Origin of the sequence: Nocardia aurea, from assembly GCF_003123685.1 — a bacterium.
Taxonomy (GTDB): domain Bacteria; phylum Actinomycetota; class Actinomycetes; order Mycobacteriales; family Mycobacteriaceae; genus Nocardia; species Nocardia aurea.
Window position 1 is genome coordinate 50472 of record NZ_QCYJ01000154.1, and the last position, 21902, is coordinate 72373.

The 21902-nt window shown below is 66.6% G+C and carries 19 protein-coding genes, 1 tRNA gene and 2 pseudogenes; 15 read left to right on the plus strand and 7 right to left on the minus strand.

Annotated elements, in window-relative coordinates; all coding sequences use genetic code 11:
- Positions 1-11: 11 nt before the first annotated feature.
- The 4 genes and pseudogenes from lgt to DAT37_RS38095 form a co-directional block, all read left to right on the plus strand.
- A pseudogene (gene lgt / locus DAT37_RS38080) lies at positions 12-1091 on the plus strand (prolipoprotein diacylglyceryl transferase); the annotation flags it as partial.
- Between the two features lie 607 nt (positions 1092-1698).
- Complete coding sequence (locus DAT37_RS38085; RefSeq protein WP_109529803.1) at positions 1699-2172, plus strand: TM2 domain-containing protein; 474 nt, start codon at positions 1699-1701, stop codon at positions 2170-2172.
- Between the two features lie 448 nt (positions 2173-2620).
- Entirely contained in the window at positions 2621-4039 is a 1419-nt protein-coding gene (pyk, locus tag DAT37_RS38090) for a pyruvate kinase (RefSeq protein WP_198654645.1), read from the plus strand.
- Positions 4040-4942, plus strand: coding sequence for an acyl-CoA thioesterase (locus tag DAT37_RS38095; protein WP_109529805.1), 903 nt, complete (start codon positions 4040-4042; stop codon positions 4940-4942). It abuts the gene before it with no gap.
- 77 nt (positions 4943-5019) lie between these two features.
- Here DAT37_RS38095 and DAT37_RS38100 read toward each other — a convergent pair whose 3' ends face one another.
- The 5 genes from DAT37_RS38100 to DAT37_RS38115 all read right to left on the minus strand — a co-directional run bounded on the left by DAT37_RS38100 (position 5020) and on the right by DAT37_RS38115 (position 7267).
- Positions 5020-5391: a hypothetical protein gene (locus DAT37_RS38100; RefSeq protein ID WP_232840253.1), complete on the minus strand. Its 372-nt coding sequence runs from the start codon at positions 5389-5391 to the stop codon at positions 5020-5022.
- A 154-nt stretch (positions 5392-5545) separates the two neighbouring features.
- On the minus strand, positions 5546-6166 hold the full coding sequence (locus tag DAT37_RS38105; RefSeq protein ID WP_109529807.1) for an arsenate reductase/protein-tyrosine-phosphatase family protein: 621 nt from the start codon (positions 6164-6166) through the stop codon (positions 5546-5548).
- A 237-nt stretch (positions 6167-6403) separates the two neighbouring features.
- On the minus strand, positions 6404-6916 hold the full coding sequence (locus tag DAT37_RS38110) for a monooxygenase family protein (protein ID WP_109529808.1): 513 nt from the start codon (positions 6914-6916) through the stop codon (positions 6404-6406).
- Between the two features lie 95 nt (positions 6917-7011).
- The gene (locus DAT37_RS44515) at positions 7012-7167 is read right to left on the minus strand and encodes a hypothetical protein (protein ID WP_157978890.1); all 156 of its coding nucleotides are present in this window, start codon (positions 7165-7167) and stop codon (positions 7012-7014) included.
- A 13-nt stretch (positions 7168-7180) separates the two neighbouring features.
- A tRNA-Leu gene (locus DAT37_RS38115) sits at positions 7181-7267 on the minus strand.
- Positions 7268-7512: 245 nt separating this feature from the next.
- Here DAT37_RS38115 and DAT37_RS38120 point away from each other — a divergent pair.
- From DAT37_RS38120 to DAT37_RS38155, 9 genes and pseudogenes are all read left to right on the plus strand, one after another.
- Positions 7513-8130, plus strand: coding sequence for an ANTAR domain-containing response regulator (locus tag DAT37_RS38120; RefSeq protein WP_109529809.1), 618 nt, complete (start codon positions 7513-7515; stop codon positions 8128-8130).
- 200 nt (positions 8131-8330) lie between these two features.
- Positions 8331-9557 carry a branched-chain amino acid ABC transporter substrate-binding protein gene (locus tag DAT37_RS38125; protein WP_408637488.1) on the plus strand — a complete coding sequence of 409 codons (1227 nt, stop codon included), beginning with the start codon at positions 8331-8333 and terminating at the stop codon, positions 9555-9557.
- A gap of 77 nt (positions 9558-9634) precedes the next feature.
- The gene (locus DAT37_RS38130) at positions 9635-10672 is read left to right on the plus strand and encodes a branched-chain amino acid ABC transporter permease (protein ID WP_109529810.1); all 1038 of its coding nucleotides are present in this window, start codon (positions 9635-9637) and stop codon (positions 10670-10672) included.
- On the plus strand, positions 10669-12108 hold the full coding sequence (locus DAT37_RS38135; RefSeq protein ID WP_109529811.1) for a branched-chain amino acid ABC transporter permease: 1440 nt from the start codon (positions 10669-10671) through the stop codon (positions 12106-12108). Before DAT37_RS38130 ends, DAT37_RS38135 begins: the two co-directional genes overlap by 4 nt.
- A pseudogene (locus DAT37_RS45870) lies at positions 12105-13058 on the plus strand (ABC transporter ATP-binding protein); the annotation flags it as partial. The gene DAT37_RS38135 and the pseudogene DAT37_RS45870, both read left to right, overlap by 4 nt.
- A gap of 231 nt (positions 13059-13289) precedes the next feature.
- Complete coding sequence (locus tag DAT37_RS45875) at positions 13290-13985, plus strand: ABC transporter ATP-binding protein (protein ID WP_232840264.1); 696 nt, start codon at positions 13290-13292, stop codon at positions 13983-13985.
- An 88-nt stretch (positions 13986-14073) separates the two neighbouring features.
- Positions 14074-15090 (plus strand): neutral zinc metallopeptidase, encoded by a 1017-nt coding sequence (locus tag DAT37_RS38145; RefSeq protein ID WP_157978891.1) that lies wholly within the window; start codon positions 14074-14076, stop codon positions 15088-15090.
- 66 nt (positions 15091-15156) lie between these two features.
- The gene (polA, locus tag DAT37_RS38150) at positions 15157-17901 is read left to right on the plus strand and encodes a DNA polymerase I (RefSeq protein WP_109529814.1); all 2745 of its coding nucleotides are present in this window, start codon (positions 15157-15159) and stop codon (positions 17899-17901) included.
- A gap of 229 nt (positions 17902-18130) precedes the next feature.
- The gene (locus DAT37_RS38155; protein ID WP_109529815.1) at positions 18131-18622 is read left to right on the plus strand and encodes a beta-class carbonic anhydrase; all 492 of its coding nucleotides are present in this window, start codon (positions 18131-18133) and stop codon (positions 18620-18622) included.
- A 6-nt stretch (positions 18623-18628) separates the two neighbouring features.
- Here the strand turns inward: DAT37_RS38155 and DAT37_RS38160 are convergent, their stop codons facing one another.
- Positions 18629-19228: a TetR/AcrR family transcriptional regulator gene (locus tag DAT37_RS38160; protein ID WP_109529816.1), complete on the minus strand. Its 600-nt coding sequence runs from the start codon at positions 19226-19228 to the stop codon at positions 18629-18631.
- A gap of 65 nt (positions 19229-19293) precedes the next feature.
- On the opposite strand from DAT37_RS38160, the gene DAT37_RS38165 reads away from it, so the two are divergent.
- On the plus strand, positions 19294-20598 hold the full coding sequence (locus DAT37_RS38165; protein WP_109529817.1) for a YhgE/Pip domain-containing protein: 1305 nt from the start codon (positions 19294-19296) through the stop codon (positions 20596-20598).
- Between the two features lie 129 nt (positions 20599-20727).
- On the opposite strand, the gene DAT37_RS38170 is transcribed toward DAT37_RS38165, so the two are convergent.
- Positions 20728-21036, minus strand: coding sequence for a DUF6191 domain-containing protein (locus DAT37_RS38170; RefSeq protein ID WP_109529939.1), 309 nt, complete (start codon positions 21034-21036; stop codon positions 20728-20730).
- A gap of 357 nt (positions 21037-21393) precedes the next feature.
- Here DAT37_RS38170 and DAT37_RS38175 point away from each other — a divergent pair, with 357 nt between their 5' ends.
- Complete coding sequence (locus tag DAT37_RS38175; protein WP_109529818.1) at positions 21394-21831, plus strand: 2-isopropylmalate synthase; 438 nt, start codon at positions 21394-21396, stop codon at positions 21829-21831.
- The last annotated feature ends 71 nt before the right edge of the window (positions 21832-21902 follow it).

Genomic DNA, 21902 nt, shown 5'->3' on the forward strand with positions numbered 1-21902 from the left:
CAGACAGTGTCGTGGCCAACAGCGACGTGCTGGCCTACATTCCCAGCCCCTCGCAGGGCGTGTGGCAGATCGGTCCGTTCCCGCTACGGGCCTATGCCCTGTGCATCATCATCGGCATCGTCGTCGCCATCTGGTGGGGCGAACGCCGCTGGCAGGAGCGCGGCGGACGATCCGGCACGGTACTCGACGTCGCGATGTTCGCCGTACCGTTCGGACTCGTCGGCGGACGGCTCTACCACGTGGCGACGGACTGGCAGAAGTACTTCGGCGAGGGCGGTGATCCGCTCGACGCGCTGAAGATCTACCAGGGTGGTCTCGGTATCTGGGGCGCGGTCTTCCTCGGCGGCATCGGCGCCTGGATCGGCTGCCGGATCTACCGAATCCCGTTGCCCGCGTTCGGTGACGCCATCGCGCCGCCGATTCTGCTCGCCCAGGCCATCGGCAGGCTCGGCAACTATTTCAACCAGGAACTCTACGGCCGGGAGACCGACCTGCCGTGGGGACTCGAGATCAACCTGCGTTTCGACGACGACGGCAAGCTGGACATGATGAACGGCGTCTCCACCGGCGTCGTCGAGAAGGTCGTGCAGCCGACATTCCTCTACGAGATGGTCTGGAACCTGATCGTGGTCGTGCTGCTGGTGCAGATCGACAAGCGTTTCCGCATCGGGCACGGTCGCCTGTTCGCGCTCTACGTCGCGGGCTACTGCGTCGGCCGTTTCGTGGTCGAACTGCTGCGTGACGACGAGGCGACCCATATCGCGGGTATCCGCATCAACTCCTTCACCTCCGCCCTGGTATTCCTCGCGGCCATCGCCTACTTCGTCTTCGCGACCAAGGGCCGTGAGACAGCGCAGATGCTGCAACCCGACGCGGTGCGCCGCCCGTGGCCGTGGCAGTTCGCCGAACTGCGTGCGGTGGGCGCGAATCCGGAGGTGATCGAACCGGTCGTGGGGGCGGAAGCGGAGTCCGACGACGACGCGAAGTCCGAGACCGCCGACGAACCCGACGTGAAGGCTGAATCGGAGACGGACGTGAAATCCACGGAGGACGAGTCGGAGGCGTCATCGGTCGCCCTCGGGAAATCCGCCGCCGAGGCCGAATCCGCCACCGTCGCGAAGCCGAGTGGATCCGCCACGACGGCCGAACCGGATTCGGAGGCCACGCCGAGCGAGACGAGCTCCGCTACCTCGAAGGCATCGTCCGCCACCGAATCCGGCAAGTCCGCGGCGAACGGCGTCAACGGTACGAAGAATTCGGCCGCGACCGGCAACGACACCTCCGCCGTCGCCGAGGGCGATACCGCCGACAGGTCCTGAGACGCCCCGGCATTCGCGGGCGCGCGCACGGATTCCGCGCCTCCGGCGAATTTCTCGGCCGAAACGGCAACGGATCGGTCACGCCGTGCGATAACCGTAGCGGGTCCGGCGAACCGTTCGCCGGACGACGAGTCGGCCGAGGTCGGCGTCGCGGAGCCGAAGACAGTAGAGTCTGGCGAAGCCGCCGAGTCGGACACGACTTCGAGCAGGTCTCGGGGTGGAATCCGAGCGGGAGAGCCGATTCGGCGCCCGCCGGAACCAGTCGGACACGCTCGTCGTCGAACCCGCCGGTCCGTGGCGAACAGGGTCACGGTTTCCGGCGTCCGACAGGACGCGCCACAGGCGGGGGAGCGCCCGCACAAAATGAGGAGGACATTTCGTGACCGACCCCTATCAGCAGAACCCCGGCGGACCCCAGTACGGCCCGCAGGGCACGGGGCCTGACCTGAACAAGCCGGGGGCCGCACCGGGACAGCCGCAGTACAACCAGCCGCCGAGCGATCCCTACGGCCAGCAGCCCCAGTACGGGCAGCCCCAGTACGGCCAGCAGCCGGGTGGCTATGCCCCCGCGCCCTACGGCGGTCAGCCGGGCGGGTACCCCGGTGACGCCGAAGCTCCCTACGGCCGCGACCAGTACGGAACGCCGTTTTCCGATAAGGAGAAGCTGACCGCGGGTCTGTTGCAGCTTTTCGTCGGAACCCTGGGCGTGGGCCGCTTCTACACCGGCCACACCACCATCGGCATCCTGCAACTCGTCACCTGCGGTGGCTGCGGCATCTGGGCGCTGATCGACGGCATCATGATGCTCACCGGCAAGGTGCCCGACGCCGAAGGTCGCCCGCTGCGCGGCTGATCCGGCTGATCGAAGGCATGAGAAGGGCACTCCGCCGCACGGCGGGGTGCCCGTTCGCATTTCCGGGGGTCTCCCGAGTACCGAGGTCGCCTCGGTGGCGGTGGATCGGGGTAGAACGGCGGGGTGAGCGCGCTGTCACGCGCGCGTAATATCGCTCTGTCAAGTGGGGTGGACATCGCGGTTTCGCGAGAGTGCCCGACCGTCGCGTTCCCTCCGTCCGCACGCACTTCGGCCTTTACACGTCACAAATTCGGCGCCGATGCCGGTCGGCACCGGAATGTCGCGCTGTGACCCGGTTTCGCCCGCACACCTGCCACCGAACAGCCCGAGGTCGCGCCCGGTGAGAGTTCTCCTCGCACGGTGCATCGTTGCGTGCGCATTGTTTTCACCCAGGTTTCACCGAGGCCAGCACAGGCCCCGGTACCCCAACGGGATTAGGCTCTAACCCGTGATGCGACGGACGAAGATTGTGTGCACGCTCGGCCCGGCCACTGCCACCGAGGACCGTATCCGCGAACTCGTCGAGAGCGGCATGGACGTTGCCCGGCTGAATTTCAGTCACGGGGAACACGCCGACCATGCCGAGAACTATAAGAAGGTGCGTCAGGCCTCCGATCATCTCGGCAGAGCCGTCGGCATCCTCGCCGACCTACAGGGACCCAAGATCCGCCTCGGTCGGTTCACCGAGGGGCGCACGGTCTGGGCCACCGGCGAAGAAGTCCGCATCACCGTGGACGAAGTCGACGGCACGCACGACCGGGTCTCCACCACCTACAAGGAATTGGCCACCGACGCCAAAGCCGGTGACCGGCTGCTGGTCGACGACGGCAAGATCGGCCTGACCGTCACCGGTGTCGACGGCAACGACGTGATCTGCCGCGTCACCGAGGGCGGCCCCGTCTCCAACAACAAGGGCGTCTCGCTGCCCGGCATGGACATCTCGGTACCCGCCCTGTCCGAAAAGGACATCGAGGATCTGGAATTCGCGCTGAAACTCGGCGTCGATTTCATCGCGCTCTCGTTCGTGCGCTCGCCCTCCGACGTCGAGCTGGTGCACGACATCATGGACCGCGTCGGGCGCCGGGTGCCGGTCATCGGCAAACTCGAGAAGCCGGAGGCCATCGACAATCTCGAGGCCGTCGTGCTGGCCTTCGACGCCGTCATGGTGGCGCGCGGCGATCTCGGTGTGGAACTGCCGCTCGAGCAGGTGCCGCTGGTGCAGAAGCGCGCCATCCAGATGGCAAGGGAGAACGCCAAACCCGTCATCGTGGCGACCCAGATGCTCGAGTCGATGATCGAGAACTCGCGCCCGACCAGGGCCGAGGCCTCCGACGTCGCGAACGCCGTGCTCGACGGCGCCGACGCGGTGATGCTGTCCGGTGAGACCTCGGTCGGCGCGTACCCGATCGAGACCGTGCGGACCATGGCGCGGATCGTGCAGGCCGTGGAGATGGAATCGACGCGGGTGCCTCCGCTGACCCACGTGCCGCGCACCAAGCGCGGCGTCATCTCCTACGCCGCCCGCGATATCGGCGAGCGGCTCAACGCCAAGGCGCTGGTCGCCTTCACCCAGTCCGGCGACACCGTGCGACGGCTGGCCCGCCTGCACACCCACCTGCCGCTGCTCGCGTTCACCCCGCTGCCCGAGGTGCGCAGTCAGCTGGCCTTGACCTGGGGCACCGAAACCTTCATCGTGCCGACGGTGAACAGCACCGATGCCATGATCCACCAGGTCGATGTATCACTTCTGTCGATGGGCCGATACGAGAAGGGAGACCTGGTGGTCATCGTGGCGGGGTCCCCGCCCGGTACTGTCGGTTCGACCAATCTGATCCATGTGCACCGCATCGGCGAGGAGGATCACTAAATGTCAGCTGCCCTAGGTGGCGCCGTCGACATCGAATCGACGGAGGGGACCGACCTCGACATCCTGCTCGGCCTGCTGGATCTCGAGCAGGTCGACGAGGACGTCTTCGTCGGTCGGCATCCGGCGAAGGTGGCGAGCAGGACCTTCGGCGGGCAACTGGTCTCGCAGGGCATCATCGCGGCGGGACGCACCGCGGGTGATCGCCCGCTGCACGTCGTCAACGCGCATTTCGTGCGCGGTGGCGACCCCAAGCAGCCGATCGAGTACCGCGTGGACCGGCACCGGGACGGCCGTTCACTGGCCAACCGGACCGTGACCGCGAGCCAGGACGGACAGGAACTGTTCGTCATGCTCGCCGCGTTCCAGGAGTGGGCCAAGGGGCTCGAACACGCCCACGACAAGCCCGAAGTGCCCGATCCGGACGGGCTGCCGCGGGTCGAAGAGCATTTCGCGGGCTTCGAGGACAAGTTGCAGATGTTCGTCAAGGCGCCGCATCCGATCGATATGCGCTACACGAACGACCCGGCCTGGATCATGAAGGGCACCGGGGAGCAGCTCAATCACAATCGGGTCTGGATGAAGGCCGACGGCACACTCCCCGACGATCCGCTGATCCACGTTGCGACACTGGGGTATTCGTCGGACACGACGATTCTGGACTCCATCATCACCACGCACGGACTCTCCTGGGGTCTGGATCGCATCGTCGCCGCGACGGTGAACCACTCCATCTGGTTCCATCGCCCGTTCCGCTTCGACGAGTGGGCGCTCTACGCCACCGAATCCCCGGTCGCCGCGGGGTCACGCGGCCTGGCCACCGGCCGGTTCTACTCGCGCGGCGGCGACCTGCTCGCCACCGTGGTGCAGGAGGGCATGATCCGGCATTTCCCGCCGCGTCGCTGAAGCGAGAAGGGCCCCGTCGTCCTCGGGTATTCGAGGTCCGGCGGGGTCCTGTCGTATCGGGGGCGTATCCGGCTGTCCTACAGGCTTTCCCGTTCGGTCTCGAAGTCGAAGGTGTCGCGGCGCTGCGTCCGGATGGTGCGCGGGATCTCGGGACCGGTGATCCCGCCCGCGGTCTCCAGCATCAGCCTGCGCTCCAGCGCCGCCAGACCGGGTGCGCTCAGGTCGCGTTGCGCGCCGACCAGGCTCAGTGCGATCTCGTAGGTCCGGCGATCACCGGGCTCCGCGTCGGGATGGTCTACCCGCCACTGGGATTCGAGCACGATGTGGACGGGGTCCTCGGTGTCGACGGGCAGTGTGAACCGCCACGCGAAGACGTCGCGGTCCTCCAAATGATCGTCGACCACCCCGCGCACCGTCTCGACGACACGTTCCAGGGCTTCCGGTGTCACATAAACATGGAGAGAAACATCCGAAATTCGTTTCGGCATGTCTGATTCCTGTCGTGTGTCGAACCATCAACGGCGGAAGTATGTTCGCCGGGAGTGTAATCCCTCGATGCCCGCGGACGACACAGTCGGGGCGGAATTGTTGTGTGCGTCCCACTCAACGGATGTGCTGTGCCGCCAGGAACGACGCGAGCGGGGCCGAACGGACCGCCGGTCGCATCACCAGTCCCGGACCCCGCTCGGCCTCGCGATGCGTCGGTTCGTGCGGCGCCAGGGCCAGCAACAGCGGGACGAGGGTTTCGGCGATCCGGTCGCCGACCTCGCAGAACGCGGCTTCTGACAGGCCGACCGGATCGGCGATGTTCTCCCGTCCGACCAGCGACAGATTGTCACGCGACCGGTGCAGTTCGGCGATCGTGCGCGCACCGGTGACCTTGGCGATACGGTGCGCTTCGAGCAGGGTGAAGGTGCGCGGAGCGGCCCCGAAGGCCAGCGCCGCCGCCTGGTCGCGCAGCTGTTCGGTCATGGCCAGAACCAGATCAGCCCTGTCGATCATCTCCGGTTTCAGTTTCCGCGCCCGGAACCCCGCCGGATCGGCGCCGAGGCCGGTGATGGTCTGCGCGGCGAGCGGTTCCACGGGGAAGCCGACCAGCGCGCGGGTTCCCGCGCTCTCCGCGGTCAGCCCGGGTAGCCGGTGTTCGGCCGCGACGGCGCGGGCGACCCGCTCGGCGATCACCGAGCGACAGACATTGCCGTTGCAGACGAACAGGACGTGCATAGGTTCACCGTAATCTGCCCGTTATCGGTCCAACGGGCCGAAAAGGGTGAATCACAGGCGCGCGCCGATATATTCACCTGCGGGTCGGATGCCGTACACGGAACGCACCCGGATATTCGCACTGTCGCTCGCTATTCGTCACGATCCGCAGCCGCAGGGGCGTTACCCCCACTACTTACCCAACCGTTTCCCATCCCAATCCCGTGACGTCCGAAGCGGTCGGTAATGTGGTGTCGCTCACTCGGATTCGGTTCGGTAATAAGTCGATTCCGGAACCACCGGCGCGACGCCCGCGGGTTTGTCGTACACCCGCCCCCGGGTGGAGAACATCCGCCCGCGTGACGATACGACGGGCGCGAATCGCGCGAGCCCGGTTCCCGGATCCATATCGTCGTACATCGCGTCGATTCCGCCGCGCGCGAAATAGGCCTCGTGCCAGAATCCGGTGCCACCGGAATCGGCGAGGAATTTCTGCCACCAATCGCGGTGCGGCGCCGAACGCGTCCACCGTTCCAGGCTGTCCAGATCGCGCCAATACTGCCGCGCTCCCCAGTGCGGCGGAAAGAGCCCCCACACCACGTCCTCGTGCAGCAGCAGCCCGTCGGGCCGGTCCCGATGCGAGCGGTACAGTTTCGGCCCCAATCCCAGCAGGCGCGCGATCCCGCGCGGTTTACGCACCCGCATCCCCAGATAGATGACGACGAGATCCGGATATCCGGACAGATCGACCGTCGTCCTGTTCACACGCATCCGACCCCACCTCTCCGCCGCCCGAGGGCGACAGCTGTTACCGGACTCGGCCACCGGCCACCACACAGGGACTACGAACGAGACCTCGCCACGGTTCAACCGACCGGGAAGTCGACCGCGCGGTACGGATGAAAGTCACCTCGGCGCGCACAGGTGATTCCGAAGCCCTGACCGGGGGTATCGGTGCCGGGCGCGTAGCGGGCCGATTGCGGAATCGGAGCGGAGAACAGGAAGGGCGGTTGCTTTCGCAACCGCCCTTCACCCTGGTGCCGAGTGTGGGACTCGAACCCACACGTCCTTTCGGACAACGGTTTTTGAGACCGTCGCGTCTGCCAGTTCCGCCAACCCGGCGCACCGGAGGAGAACTATAGCGGGTCGGAGGCGCCTATCGCGAACGGGTTGCGACTTGCACCACGCCGTCCGCTCTTTGCGCAGGGTATCTACGTTCTCCGAGAAACTGAAAGGTACTCTCTACATCACTCGAATGCGTACCGGGTGGGGCGATGGCGAGGCCTGGTGTTCGACAGGATCCGGGTCTGCCGCTGTGGCTCCTTCCGGCGTGTCGGGACAGGCATCGGAACCAGAGGGGTCTACCTATGAGCACTGCAGCAGGGGGCGCCGGCACGAAGCGCGACGCCGGGGCGAAGCGGGTCGTCGTCGCCGAGGACGAGGCGCTCATCCGCATGGACCTGGTCGAGATGCTGACCGAGGAGGGTTATCAGGTCGTCGGTGAGGCGGGCGATGGCCAGCAGGCGGTCGATCTCGCGATCGAGCATCGACCGGATCTGGTCATCATGGATGTGAAGATGCCGCGGCGCGACGGAATCGACGCCGCGGCCGAGATCGCGTCCAAACGTGTTGCGCCGGTGGTGATTCTCACCGCGTTCAGTCAGCGCGACCTGGTCGAACGGGCGCGTGACGCCGGTGCGATGGCATATCTGGTGAAGCCGTTCACCAAATCGGATCTGGTGCCCGCCATCGAGTTGGCGGCCAGCCGCTTCCACGAGATCGCCGCGCTCGAGAGCGAGGTCGCCAACCTCACCGATCGTCTGGAGACCCGCAAGCTGGTCGAACGTGCCAAGGGTGTGCTGATGCAGACGCAGGGTCTGTCGGAGCCGCAGGCCTTCAAATGGATTCAGCGGACGGCCATGGACCGGCGCACCACCATGAAGGCGGTAGCCGAGGTGGTGCTGGAGAATCTGACTCCGAAGTGACCGGAAATTCGCCCCGCATCGGGGCGCGGCCGGAAAACTTTACTCATTCGAAACGTAAACGTAAAAAAGAATTCGACACGATGTCGCAGGCATGATGCGAATGTGATGCGGATCTAACGTACCAACGCTATGTTCTGTCCGGGCCGACGTGGTCGGCCTCCTCCGAGAGCCGGGGGGAACACAGGACGTAGAGGTGAGACGTGCTTAGTTCGACATGGCGCAGTCGTACGACGCGTGGCGTGGTGGTGATCGGCGCGGCCGCCGCGCTGGTGCTGTCGGGGTGCAGTGATAAGTCGACCGACAACGGCGGCGGCGGTGGCAGCGCCGACCTGTCCATCCAGCCGGTCGTGCAACTCGACACCGAAGGCAACGAAGTTCCCGCGAGCGACGGTGGCACCGCGGCGGATCCGGCCGGCGACGGCAAGGCCAAATGCGCTCCGCTGACGATCGGCATGGCGGGCCCGCTCACCGGCGGCAACGCGGCTCTCGGTATCAACGTCGTGATGGGCGTGAAACTCGCGCTCGACAAGCACAACAAGGCCAACCCGGACTGCCAGATCAAGGTCAAGGAATTCGACACCGAGGGTAAGGCGCAGATCGCCACCCAGGTCATTCCGACGATCGTCAGCGATCCCAATATCGTCGCGCTGATCGGCCCCACGTTCTCCGGTGAGACCAAGGCGACCGGCGGCATCCTCAGCGAGGCGGGTATGCCGACGCTGACGGCGTCCGCCACCAACCCGACGCTGACCCAGAACGGCTGGAAGACCTTCTTCCGTGGTCTGGGCAACGACAACTCGCAGGGCCCCGCGGTCGCGAAGTACCTGACCGGCAAACTCGGCTACAAGAAGATCTGCGTCGTCGTCGACAACACCGACTACGGCAAGGGCCTGGCCGACGCGTTCACCGCGTCGGCGGGTTCGGCGGTCGACCCGAGCTGCACCGTCGGTGTGAAGGAAGGCGACAAGGACTTCTCCGCCGCGGTGTCCCAGCTGGCCGCCGCCAAGCCGGACGCCATCTTCTACTCGGGCTACTACGCCGAGTCGGCGCCGTTCGTGCAGCAGCTGCGCACCGGTGGCGTGACGGCGACCTTCGCGTCCGCCGACGGCAGCAACGATCCCGAATTCGTCCGCCAGGCAGGCGGTTCGGCCAAGGACGCGTACCTGTCGTGCCCGTGCAGCCCGGCCCCGGAGAAGTTCACCGCGGAATACAAGGCGCTCAACGGTCAGGCGCCCGGCGTCTACTCGGTCGAGGGCTACGACCTCACCACCATCGTGCTGAAGGGTATCGCCGCGGGTAAGGTGACCCGCGCGGATCTCGTCGACTATGTGCGCAACTACGACGGCACCGGTGTGGCCCGTCAGTACAAGTGGAACGAGACCGGGGAACTGTCGAACATCCAGATCTGGATGTACCAGGTCAAGTAGTTCGACTACGAGTATGAGCGGCGTGTGCGGGTCCCGCGAGGACCCGCACACGCCGTTTCCCGACGCGAGAGATACGAATGCCTTCAACCGCTTCGGTCGGCGTGGCCCTGCTTGCCAACGGGTCGATCGACTTCAATGTCTCCGGGGTGGTGGACCAGTTCTGGCGCCTCACCGTGGACGGACTGACGTACGGGTCGATCTACGCCCTCGTCGCCGTGGGCTACACATTGGTCTACGGCGTGCTGCGGCTGATCAATTTCGCCCATTCGGAAATATTCATGTTGGGTATGTTCGGCTCCTACGTGGGGTTGGAATTACTCGGCTTCGCACCGAGTGGTGACGTGTATTCCCAAGGCGTGGTGATGACCATCGTCTTCCTCGGGCTCGCCATGCTGTTCGGAATGGCGGTCTCCGGCGCGGCCGCGGTGGGTTTGGAGCGTGTCGCCTACCGGCCCCTGCGTAAACGCGGCGCGAAACCCCTCGCCTTCCTGATCACCGCGATCGGTATGTCGTTCGTGATCCAGGAATTCGTGCACTACATCCTGCCCAAGATCAAACCGGGTCTCGGCGGCACCAACGCCCAGACCGGCATCCGGCTCGTCGATCCCAAGGTGCAGTTCAGCTTTCTCGGCGCCGACGTCACCAATGTCGCCATCGTGATCGTGGTCTCCGCGGTCTTCCTCGCGATCGTGACCGAAGTGCTGATCAACCAGACCAAATTCGGCCGCGGCATTCGCGCCGTCGCCCAGGATCCCGATACCGCGACGCTGATGGGTGTTTCGCGGGAACGGGTCATCATGCTGACCTTCCTCATCGGCGGTGTGCTCGCCGGCGCGGCCGCGCTGCTCTACACCCTGCGGGTGCCGACCGGCATCATCTACTCCGGCGGATTCATCCTCGGTATCAAGGCATTCAGCGCCGCGGTGCTCGGCGGCATCGGCAATCTGCGCGGTGCGCTGCTCGGCGGGCTGATCCTCGGTATCGCCGAGCAGTACGGTCAGATCCTGTTCGGCACCGAATGGCGCGACGTGGTCGCGTTCGTCCTGCTGGTGACCGTGCTGATGTTCCGGCCGACCGGCATTCTGGGTGAAAGCCTCGGAAGGGCACGCGCATGACCGACGTGATCAAAGAACCCACCGGAGACCCCTCCGCAGAACCCACCGCGCCGTCGAAAGCCGGTCTCGGCGATACGATTCGCGACTGGTGGGGCGGATTGTCCAGGCCCGCGCAATGGGCCGTCGGCATCCCCGCGATCATCGCGCTGGCGCTGCTCCCGCTGTTTCCGCCACCGCTGCTCGACACCCCGGCCGTGAGTTTCGGCGGTGTGATGGCGCAGTTCGCCATGTACGCGCTCATCGCCGTCGGACTGAATGTGGTTGTCGGCCAAGCCGGTCTGCTCGACCTCGGTTACGTCGGCTTCTACGCGGTCGGCGCCTATACCGTCGGCCTGCTCACCAGCCCGAACAGTCCGTGGAATCAGACCGACGGCGGCTGGCTGAATCCGAGCTGGGCGTGGCTGGCCTGCGTGCCGCTCGCGATCGCGGTGACCGCGCTGTCGGGCCTGGTGCTCGGCACCCCGACGCTGCGGCTGCGCGGCGACTACCTCGCCATCGTCACCCTCGGATTCGGTGAGATCGTCCGGTTGCTCGCCGACAATCTCGGCGAGGTCACCAACGGCAGTCTCGGACTCTCGCAGATCGCCTACCCGCAGCTCGGCGAATCCGAGACCCGGCCGGGCGGGGTCTTCTCGCCGGGCAATCTCGGTGATACCAGCAGCTGGAATCCGTTCGTGCGGGCCAACAACGGCACCTGGTGGTTCTGGCTCGGCCTGGTGCTGGTGATCATCGTCCTGTTGATCGTCGGCAATCTCGAGCGCAGCCGCGTCGGACGCGCATGGGTCGCCATCCGCGAGGACGAGGACGCCGCCGAGATCATGGGCGTGCCCACCTTCAAATTCAAGCTGTGGGCCTTCACCATCGGCGCGGCCGTCGGCGGTCTGTCCGGTGCGATGTACGCCGGGCAGGTGACCTACGTCAATCCGCGCCAATTCGACATCATCACCTCGATGCTGTTCCTGTGCGCGGTCGTACTCGGCGGCAAGGGCAACAAACTCGGCGTGATCGTCGGCGCGTTCCTGATCGCCTACCTGCCGCTGCGGTTGCAGTCGGTGCAGCTGGTCTCCGAGGAATCGACGGGGTACGTGCTCCTCGCCCTGGACGTGGCCGTGTTCGTCGGTCTGCTGGTCGCGTGGCGTTACCGGGTGCAGCACATGGGTCCGTGGATCCAGCGCGGCGTCATCACCGCGACGGTGTTCACCGGCGTGATGGGGCTGCTGCTGCTCGGTAGTGTGCTGTTGTTCCGCAAGGGCGGCGCGCAGTCGCTCGGCGACCTCAAATATCTGTATTTCGGAATAGCGCTGGTGGTGATGATGATTCTGCGTCCGCAGGGTCTGTTCCCGGCTCGGCAGAAACTGCTGGCCTACGGTCGGCAGGTGTATCGGGCGGTGCGCCGTCCGGCGCCGGAGCCGGTGACTGTCGGAGCGGGCCGATGACCGGGCCGGGCCCGGGCGGCGCGCTCTTCGACAACGAGGACATGGCGGCGGGATACGCCGAACAGGAACAGGTCGGCAGCGCGGGCATGGTCGACGTCACCGCGGTGATCCCGGCGCTAGGCGATGCCGAGACCGTCGCCGAGGTCGTCGCGACGAATCGGGCCATCGACACCGAGATCGGCGCGCCGCTGCTGCGGACCGACGAGTTGACGGTGCAGTTCGGCGGCCTGACGGCCTTGAACAAGGTCAGTTTCGAGATCCGCCGCGGCGAGATCCTCGGCCTGATCGGACCCAACGGCGCCGGAAAGACCACCTGTTTCAACGCGATCACCGGCGTCTACCAACCCTCGGCGGGCACGGTGTTCTTCGACGGCAAACCGCTGACGAAGACCTCGCGCAACGAGATCACCCGTCTCGGCATCGCGCGAACATTCCAGAACATCCGGCTCTTCGGTGAGATGACGGCGCTGGAGAACGTGGTCGTTGGCACCGACGCCAGGCACAAGACCTCGGTGCCGGGCGCGGTGTTCCGCACCCGGCGGCACCGCCGCGAGGAACACGACGCCATCGAGCGCGGTATGGCACTGCTCGAATTCGTCGGTATCGCACCGCATGCCGTGGAGAAGGCGCGCAACCTGTCCTACGGCGATCAGCGCAGACTCGAGATCGCCCGCGCGCTGGCCACCGAGCCGAAGTTGCTGTGCCTGGACGAACCCGCCGCGGGATTCAATCCCAGCGAGAAGGCGGCGCTGATGGATCTGATCCGCAAGATCCGCGACGACGGATTCACGGTGCTGCTCATCGAGCACGACATGCGTCTGGTCATGGGCGTGACCGACCGCATCGTCGTCCTGGAATTCGGCCGCAAGATCGCCGACGGACTGCCCGCCGATATCCGCGAGGATCCCTCGGTGATCGCGGCCTACCTCGGTGTGCCCGACGACGAGGTCGAGCAGGCGGCGGCCGACGCCGGGATCGAGATCACCACGCCGAGCGGCGAACCCGAGGACACCGCGCCCGAACCGCAGGCCGGAGGGTTCTTCACCGTCGATCAGCCGACGCAGAAACTGCCGATCGTGCAGCCGGGCCAGGGTCCGCCGCCGGTTTCGACGAGCGAGCGACCGGTCACCGCCGCCGGGCGTGACTTCAGCGCGGCGCCCCCGCTGCTCGAAGTCGAGGACATGGTCGTCAACTACGGCAGAATCCAGGCACTGCACGGGATTTCGCTGAAGGTGGCCGAGGGCGAACTGGTCACCCTGCTCGGTGCGAACGGCGCGGGCAAGACCACGACCATGCGCGCGCTGTCGGGTCTGCTGCCCTTGACCAAGGGCCGGATCCTGTTCGAGGGCCGCGACATCACCAAGCTGAAGGCCCACGAACGGGTGATCGGCGGATTGATCCAGGCGCCGGAAGGCCGGGGTGTGTTCCCCGGTATGACGGTGCAGGAGAACCTCGACATGGGCTGCTACGGCCGGGGATTCACAAAGAAAGCCGAGTACTCCAGCACCTTGGACTGGGTTTTCGAACTGTTCCCGCGGCTCTCGGAGCGGCGCAAACAGGTCGGCGGTACGCTGTCCGGCGGTGAGCAGCAGATGCTGGCCATCGGCCGCTCGCTGATGGCGCGTCCGCGCCTGCTGCTCCTCGACGAACCGTCGATGGGGTTGGCGCCCATGGTGATTCAGCAGATCTTCCGGATCATCAGCGAGATCAACCAGCAGGGCACCACGGTGCTGCTGGTCGAGCAGAACGCGCAGCAGGCGCTCGCCCGCAGCGATCGCGCCTACATCCTGGAGACCGGTGAGGTGACCAAAACCGGTACCGGCGGTGAACTTCTCACCGATTCGGCGGTGAAATCGGCCTATCTCGGCGTCGGCTGAGTGGCGGGTCCGGCACGGGAAACCGTGCCGGACCCCGCACGACATGATGGAACACGATGCGTCGACGAAGCTGGGTCAGGGAATAGTCATGAACACGCCGCTGACGACTCGATTGCTGCGGATGCGGCGTCGTCGACGATTCCCGATCCTGGTGGCATTCGGAGTGGTCGGAATTCTGGTCGCGGCGGCGCTGGTCGCCGCGGGAAGAACGCTCGATCCCAAGGATCCGCGTACTACGCACCATGCCGCCGCGGTCGAGGGGGTGCCCGGATTCCAGGGCACGGTGACCGAGGATCCGAATCCGGCGCGTGACGGCGCCCCGCCGATCGCGTCCGGTCCGCTGGCCGGTGTGTCGCGGGTGGGCGTCCCGCCGCTCGCGTCGAGCCGTCCCGTCTCGGCGCTGGTCGATCATCCGCTTTTCGCGCAGCACATCGGGCTGGAGCGCGTGGACTGCGCGCTGCCGCGCTGGCGTGACGACGCGCTGGCCGCACAGGATTTCTACAAGGCGGCGATCGGCTGCCTCGATGCCGCCTGGGAGCCGACGCTGCGCGGGGCGGGGCTGCCGTTCCGCACCCCGAGGCTGCTCGCGCCGCAACAGGCCGGATCGGTCAGCAGTCCGTGCGCACCGAATGCCTCCGAGACCCGCGAGGGCTCCTATTGCGCGGCCGACGAAACCATCCTGCTGCCGTTCGACACGGTGCGCCCGCTGGCCGTCGGCTCACGCCGTGGCGCGCAACTGGCGGTCGTCGCGCGCGAATACGGCCACCACATCCAGACCATCATCGGGCTCACCCACGCCTACACCGACAAACGTGCCGCGCTCGGCTGGAATTCGTCGGCGGGCCAGGAACAGGGCAGGCGCTGGGAGTTGCAGGCGGGATGTTTCTCCGGAATGTTCCTCGGCACCAGTGTCGATCGGGGCGATATCGACGAGCAGACCTGGGAGGAGGCCGCCCGCGTCAACCGCTCCGCCGGTGACCGGCCGGGCGAACCGCGTGGGTACGGCACCGACGCCAATGCCTGGGGGTGGTGGAAGTGGGGGTCGGACAAGGGTGACACCTGGGAGTGCAACACCTGGTACGCCGCCCAGGTCAACGTCGACTGAGCGGTGCGGGGCCCGCCCGGGTGTCGGCGTAGTGCCTTGTCGGTGCCGGTCCCTAGACTCGGGGGCGTGAGTTCACCCACGACTGCGCAGCGTCCAGCCACCGGCTCCGGTTCCAGCGACTCCGCCGGTGGGGACCGGCCGACTCTGCTCCTGCTGGACGGGCATTCGATCGCCTACCGTGCGTTCTTCGCGCTACCGGCGGAGAACTTCAAAACGGTGACCGGGCAGACCACCAACGCCGTCTACGGATTCACCGCGATGCTGATCAACCTGCTGCGCGACGAGAAACCGACGCACGTCGCCGCCGCGTTCGACGTCTCGCGCAAGACGTTCCGCACCGAGGCGTATCCGGAATACAAGGCCAATCGCAGCCAGACGCCCGACGAATTCCGCGGCCAGGTCGAACTCACCAAGGATGTCCTCGGCGCGATGGGGATTCCGGTGATGGCGATCGACGGCTACGAGGCCGACGACGTGATCGCCACACTCACCACCCAGGCGCTGTCGGAGGGTTTCCGCATCCTCATCGTAACCGGCGATCGCGACGCCATCCAGCTGGTCAACGACGATGTCACGGTGCTCTACCCGCGCAAGGGCGTCTCGGATCTGACCAGGTTCACCCCGGACGAGGTGATGACCAAATACGGTCTCACCCCGGCCCAGTACCCCGATTACGCGGCGCTGCGCGGCGACCCGAGCGACAACCTGCCCGGTATTCCCGGGGTGGGGGAGAAGACCGCGGCGAAGTGGGTGCGCGAATTCGGCGATCTGGCGACGCTGGTCGACAAGGTCGACGAGGTCAAGGGCAAGGTCGGCGACTCGTTGCGCGCCAATCTCAGCAGCGTGGTGCTGAATCGTCAGCTCACCGAGATGGTGAAGGATGTGCCGCTGCCCTACACCCCCGAGCAGCTGGCCCAGCAGCCGTGGGATCGCAACAAGATCCACCAACTGTTCGACGATCTGGAATTCCGGGTGCTGCGCGATCGTCTCTTCGAGACCCTGGCGCCACCGGAACCCGAGGCCGAGTCCGGATTCGACATCAGCGGTGGCGCACTCGAAGTGGGCGCCGTCGCGGACTGGTTGGCCGAGCACGCCGTCGCGGGGACCCGGCACGGCGTGTCGGTCGTCGGCACGGGCACGCCGGTCGACGGCGATGTGAAGGCGCTCGCGATCGCGGCGGGTGACGGCGAGAGCGGCTATATCGACGTCACGGTGCTGACGCCCGAGGACGAGGCCGCGCTCGGCGCGTGGCTGGCCGACGCCGCGGTGCCCAAGGCATTGCACGAGGCCAAATCCGCCGTGCACGCGCTGCGCGGTCGCGGCTGGTCGCTGCACGGCCTGACCAGTGACACCGCGCTGGCCGCCTACCTGGTGCGGCCGGGACAGCGCACCTTCAATCTCGACGATCTCTCGCTGCGCTACCTGCACCGGGAACTGCGCGCGGAAACCGACGAGACGCAGCAGTTGTCGCTGCTCGACGACGAGGACAGCGTCGACGCGCAACTCGCGCAGACCGAGATGTTGCGTGCCAGGGCCGTTCTCGATCTGGCCGAGGCGCTCGACACCGAACTCGGCACGATCGAATCCACCCCCCTGCTCGCGGAGATGGAACTGCCGCTGCTCGGCGTGCTCGCCGAACTGGAGAACGCGGGTATCGCGGTCGATGTCGCCCAGCTGGAATCCTTGCAGCGCCGGTTCGCCGACAAGGTGGCCGACGCCGCCAACGCCGCCTACGGGGTGATCGGCAAGCAGATCAATCTCGGCTCGCCGAAGCAGTTGCAGGTGGTGCTGTTCGACGAACTCGACATGCCCAAGACCAAGCGCACCAAGACCGGTTACACCACCGACGCCGACGCGCTGGAATCGCTGTTCGAGAAGACCGAGCACCCGTTCCTGGCGCACCTGCTCGAACACCGCGACGCCACCCGTCTCAAGGTCACCGTGGACGGGCTGCTGAAATCGGTCGCCGACGACGGTCGCGTCCACACCACGTTCAACCAGACCATCGCCGCCACCGGCAGGCTCTCCTCCACCGAGCCGAATCTGCAGAACATCCCCATCCGCACCGACACCGGGCGCGAGATCCGCGACACCTTCGTCGTCGGCCCCGGCTACTCGGAACTGATGACCGCCGACTACAGTCAGATCGAAATGCGGATCATGGCGCACCTTTCCGGCGACGAGGGTTTGATCGAAGCGTTCAATTCGGGGGAGGACCTGCACACGTTCGTCGCGTCCAAGGCCTTCGACATCCCGATCTCCGAGGTCACCCCCGAAGTGCGCCGCCGGATCAAGGCGATGTCCTACGGTCTGGCCTACGGCCTGAGTTCCTACGGTCTCGCGGCGCAGCTGAAGATCAGCACCGGTGAGGCGAAGGAGCAGATGGAGGTCTACTTCGATCGTTTCGGCCGGATCCGCGACTACCTCTACGAAGTCGTCGAACAGGCACGCAAGGTCGGCTACACCGAAACCCTCTTCGGTCGCCGCCGCTACCTGCCCGATCTGGACTCGAGTAACAGGCAGCGTCGCGAGGCGGCCGAGCGCATGGCGTTGAACGCGCCCATCCAGGGCACCGCCGCCGACATCATCAAGGTGGCGATGATCGAGGTGCACCGCGCCGTGCGCGAGGCCGGTCTGCGTTCGCGCATGCTGCTCCAGATCCACGACGAACTCGTCTTCGAGGTCGCCGACGGGGAACGGGAGGCGCTGGAATCCCTCGCCAGGGAACGCATGTCCTCGGCCATCGCCCTCTCGGTGCCGCTCGACGTCTCCGTCGGGACGGGCCGCAGCTGGGATTCCGCCGCCCACTGAGGGGGCGGCGCGTGAAAGTAGCTGTATGCGACGAATTCACCGCGGCGAGGGTCGCCGTCGGTGGATTCGGCCGGAATCTATTGGAGCGATGCTGGGGAAAATCGGTGGATCGGACTGTCCACCAAAGAAATTACCGTGAGTCGAATCCTATAGCTCGCGCATTGCTGCACTAGCGTTCGGATCACCGAATTCGCATGCACGCATACCGATCGCCGAGGGATGAAACGACATGACCGTCACCGATCAGTACCTGGAGAACAACGCGGAATACGCGAGCACCTTCGCCGGACCGCTGCCGTTGCCGCCGTCGAAGGGGGTAGCCGTCGTCGCCTGCATGGATGCCAGAATCAACGTCTACGGGGTGCTCGGACTCGCCGAGGGCGAGGCCCACGTGATCCGCAACGCAGGCGGAGTGATCACTGCCGACGAGATCCGCTCACTCGCCATCAGTCAGCGCCTGCTCGGCACCAGGGAGATCATCCTGATCCACCACACCGACTGCGGCATGCTCACCTTCACCGACGATGACTTCAAGGCCGCCATCCAGGCCGAGACCGGTATCAAACCCGAATGGGCCGCCGAGGCCTTCTCCGATCTGGAAACCGATGTGCGCCAGTCGATCGCACGGATCATCGACAGCGCGTTCATCCCGCACAAGGATTCCATCCGCGGGTTCGTCTTCGACGTCGCCACCGGCAAGCTGAACGAGGTGACCGTCTAGCGGTCGCTACGGCCGTGGGCGCAGGCCGAGCATGACATGGGTGACCGTGTCGTCGAGCCAGGCGTCCGCGGCGTCCGGGAACACCAGTCCGGAACCGAGGAAGGTGGCCAGACCCTGGAGGGCCGCGACGGCGGTGAGCGCGATGCGCCGGGGGTCGCCGGGGATGATCTCGCCGCGGGTCTGGGCGTTCGCGATCAGGGAGACCGGCCGCGCGAAGGCGTGGTCGACGGCCCGTGCCATCTCGTCACCGGCGACCGGGCTGTGCCTGCGGGCGAACATGAGCGCGAGCAGCGCGGAGTTCTCGGTGGCGAACCGGAGGTAGGTCAGCGCCATCGCGCGCATCGGCTCGGCGAACGATTCGGCGGGGGTGAGCGCGTCGAAGGACTCGCCGAGCCGCTCGAATCCGGCGACGGCGAGCGCGTCGAGCAATGCCTGCTTGTCCCGGAAGTGCCGGGTCGGGGCGGCGTGGCTGACGCCGACGTCGCGGGCGAGTTGTCGCAGCGACAGCCCGTCGACACCGGATTCGCGCAACGTCGTCTCCGCGCGTTGCAGCAACTCGGCGCGCAGGTCGCCGTGGTGGTAGGAGCGGGCGCGGGTCAGTGACATCGTGAGTGCAGGATAACAAGATGTAGGCGTTGACTACTTTGTAGGCACTGCCTACATTCAGGTCCATGACGGTCCGGATCTTCACCGCCCCGATCGCGCTGCTCGCGGTCTTCGCGGCGCTGCTCGCCACCATGTACCTCGGCTACGCCAGCAATACGGAGAAGAATCTGCACGACTTCCCGGTCGCGCTGGTGAATCAGGACGTCGGCGAGACCGTCGACGGCGCGCGCGAGAACTTCGGCGACCAGATCGCCGCGGCGCTCGTCGAACGCGTCCCCGCCGACAAGGTCGATCTGCGCGTCCTCGGAATCTCCGAAGCCCGAGCGCAATTGAAATCGGGCCGGGTGTACGGGGCCATCGTGATCCCGTCGGATTTCACCAAACGCCTGGTCATCCTCGGTGCGGGCGCGGTCGTACCGGGTGAGATCGAACGTCCGGTCATCACGGTGCACACCAATCCCCGCGTCGGTCCCTACACCACGGGGATCATGCAGCGCATCGCCGACACCGCCCTCGGTCAGGTCGACGACACCGTGGGCAGGAGTCTCACCGAGCGGGTCGAGGCCACGCTCGCGGCCGGTCCCGCCGCCCCCGCGGGCGACCCGATCAGCGGTGCGGCGCGGTTGATGATCGCCGATCCGATCGACGTGATCGAAGCGCCCTACCGTCCGCTCGACGACGGCGCGGGACAGGGACTGGTCGCGTTCTTCTACACGCTGATCCTGCTCCTGGCCGGATTCACCGGCGCGATGATCATCCACACCCTGGTCGATTCGCTCCTCGGATTCATCCCGACCGAATACGGTCCGTGGTTCGTGCACCAACCCGCCACCGGTATCAGCCGGTTCCGGACGCTGCTGCTCAAATGGGCCGTCGTCGGGCTCGCCGCCCCGCTGCTGTCGGGGATATTCCTCGGTGTCGCCCGACTGCTGGACGTGCCGGTGCCCGGCCCGCTGCTGCTGTGGATCTACGGCACGCTGGCCATCCTCGCGGTCGGGGTCACGGCGCTGGCGGTACTCGCCACCTTCGGCACCGCGGGACTGCTGGTCAACCTGGTGCTGTTCGTGGTGCTCGGGTTGCCGTCGTCGGCGGCGACCGTGCCGTTGGAGGCGGTACCCGGCTACATCGCCGCCCTCGCGCGCTTCGAACCTATGCATCAGATCTACCTGGCCGTGCGCGCCATCATGTTCTTCGACGGCGACGCCGAAGCCGGTCTGTCCCACGGGGTCTGGATGACCGCCGTCGGTCTCGCGGTCGGGCTGGTTCTCGGGGTGGCGGCGACGCTGACCTACGACCGTCGCGGCCTGCACCGCACCGCCGACGGCGAGGTGAAGCCACCGAAAGTGTTGGCGACGTCGGTCGCGGGCTGAGCCCCGTGTGAGGGCGGCCCCGGCGGTGGCCTGTCCGGTGCGACGATATCTCGGCTCGACCGCGGGAACTCGCTGACCGTCGTCGGTGGTGCGAGGCGCTCGAAGCGCGACTCGCCCGGCGCGGCAGCGCTATTCGGTGCGGCGCAGCAATCGCGCCGCTCCGACGCCCAGGTCGATCTCGTCACGCGGCGGCGCGCCGTCGGAGAGATCCTCCCGGTGCATCAACGCCGTCTGTCGCTGTTCGAACTCGTGGTGCTTGGACCCCTGGAACAGCGCGGTGACCTCCTCGAAGCCCGCCGCGGCCACCGGGCGGCCCGCACGCCGGGACCAGGGCAGTACGCGGCTGCCGGTGAGGCGATTCCAGAGCACCTCGGCGAACGCCAGCGCGATGAGCAGGCAGGCGAGGCCGGGAATGGTCATGGCCACGAGGAGACCCATGTGATCCACGGTACTCGAGTGGGCTGTAGCGGCGGCGATCGGACGGCGTACAGCGTGAGCTGCGGCGATGGTACGCGCGAGTAGCGGAAAACGGGTATCGAATAAGGTTGCCATCGCGCTGCGATATGCCTATTCTCGGACGCGTGCCGAATCCCGCCCAGAGCCGCAGCACCGCGCTGACTGTCGCAGACCGCGACCGCGTGGTGCCTTCGCTAACCGCGAAGGTGGCGCAGGCGCGACTTCTCGTAGTAGCCCGCCGCAGCGGGGTCTGATTCGGACCGGCCCCCTCGCTGCGGGCCGTTGATTGTTGATGCTGGTCCCCTTACACCGACATTCTTCGGGAAGACCTCTACTGCAATGACGATCCTGACTCTCGATACGACCACGTTCATCGCCGCCGCCCCCAAGGGCCTGCGCGCGGAAACCACAGAGCTGACCTCGGCGGAATTCTTCGACCGGTACTGCGTGCAGTCCGGGCCGGTCCGGCTCTCCGACTGGGCGGGCGCGGGCCACGGCTCGGAATGTACCGCGACCCTGGAATTCGACGATCACCTCCGATCGGTCGCGACGACGGGCAGCCCGGTCGCCGCACTGACCTCGGCGCTCTACGACGAGGGCTACCCGGTCGAGATCCTGCAATTCCATCAGCGCCGTACCGCCGACGGCACCGCGACGTTCGTGCGGTGCGAGTTCGACGGCAAGCGCGGCTGGGGCGCCGCCCTCGCCGACGACAGCGGGGAATCCACTGTGCGGGCGATGATTTCGAGTATCAACCGCCTCGACACCCGCTCCTGAGCACTGCCCGGCCGCCACTGTTCTCCTCGGCGGTCGGACTCGGAGCCGGCCACGTACGACGGGCCCGCGAA

Coding starts and splice junctions, on each gene's coding strand:
- DAT37_RS38095 (WP_109529805.1), top strand. CDS start 4,040: ATGTCAGCTGCCCTAGGTGGCGCCGTCGACATCGAATCGACGGAGGGG.
- DAT37_RS38105 (WP_109529807.1), bottom strand. CDS start 6,166: ATGCACGTCCTGTTCGTCTGCAACGGCAATGTCTGTCGCTCGGTGATC.
- DAT37_RS38110 (WP_109529808.1), bottom strand. CDS start 6,916: ATGCGTGTGAACAGGACGACGGTCGATCTGTCCGGATATCCGGATCTC.
- DAT37_RS38120 (WP_109529809.1), top strand. CDS start 7,513: ATGAGCACTGCAGCAGGGGGCGCCGGCACGAAGCGCGACGCCGGGGCG.
- DAT37_RS38130 (WP_109529810.1), top strand. CDS start 9,635: ATGCCTTCAACCGCTTCGGTCGGCGTGGCCCTGCTTGCCAACGGGTCG.
- DAT37_RS38135 (WP_109529811.1), top strand. CDS start 10,669: ATGACCGACGTGATCAAAGAACCCACCGGAGACCCCTCCGCAGAACCC.
- DAT37_RS45875 (WP_232840264.1), top strand. CDS start 13,290: ATGGTCGTCAACTACGGCAGAATCCAGGCACTGCACGGGATTTCGCTG.
- DAT37_RS38145 (WP_157978891.1), top strand. CDS start 14,074: ATGAACACGCCGCTGACGACTCGATTGCTGCGGATGCGGCGTCGTCGA.
- DAT37_RS38155 (WP_109529815.1), top strand. CDS start 18,131: ATGACCGTCACCGATCAGTACCTGGAGAACAACGCGGAATACGCGAGC.
- DAT37_RS38160 (WP_109529816.1), bottom strand. CDS start 19,228: ATGTCACTGACCCGCGCCCGCTCCTACCACCACGGCGACCTGCGCGCC.
- DAT37_RS38165 (WP_109529817.1), top strand. CDS start 19,294: ATGACGGTCCGGATCTTCACCGCCCCGATCGCGCTGCTCGCGGTCTTC.
- DAT37_RS38170 (WP_109529939.1), bottom strand. CDS start 21,036: ATGGGTCTCCTCGTGGCCATGACCATTCCCGGCCTCGCCTGCCTGCTC.
- DAT37_RS38175 (WP_109529818.1), top strand. CDS start 21,394: ATGACGATCCTGACTCTCGATACGACCACGTTCATCGCCGCCGCCCCC.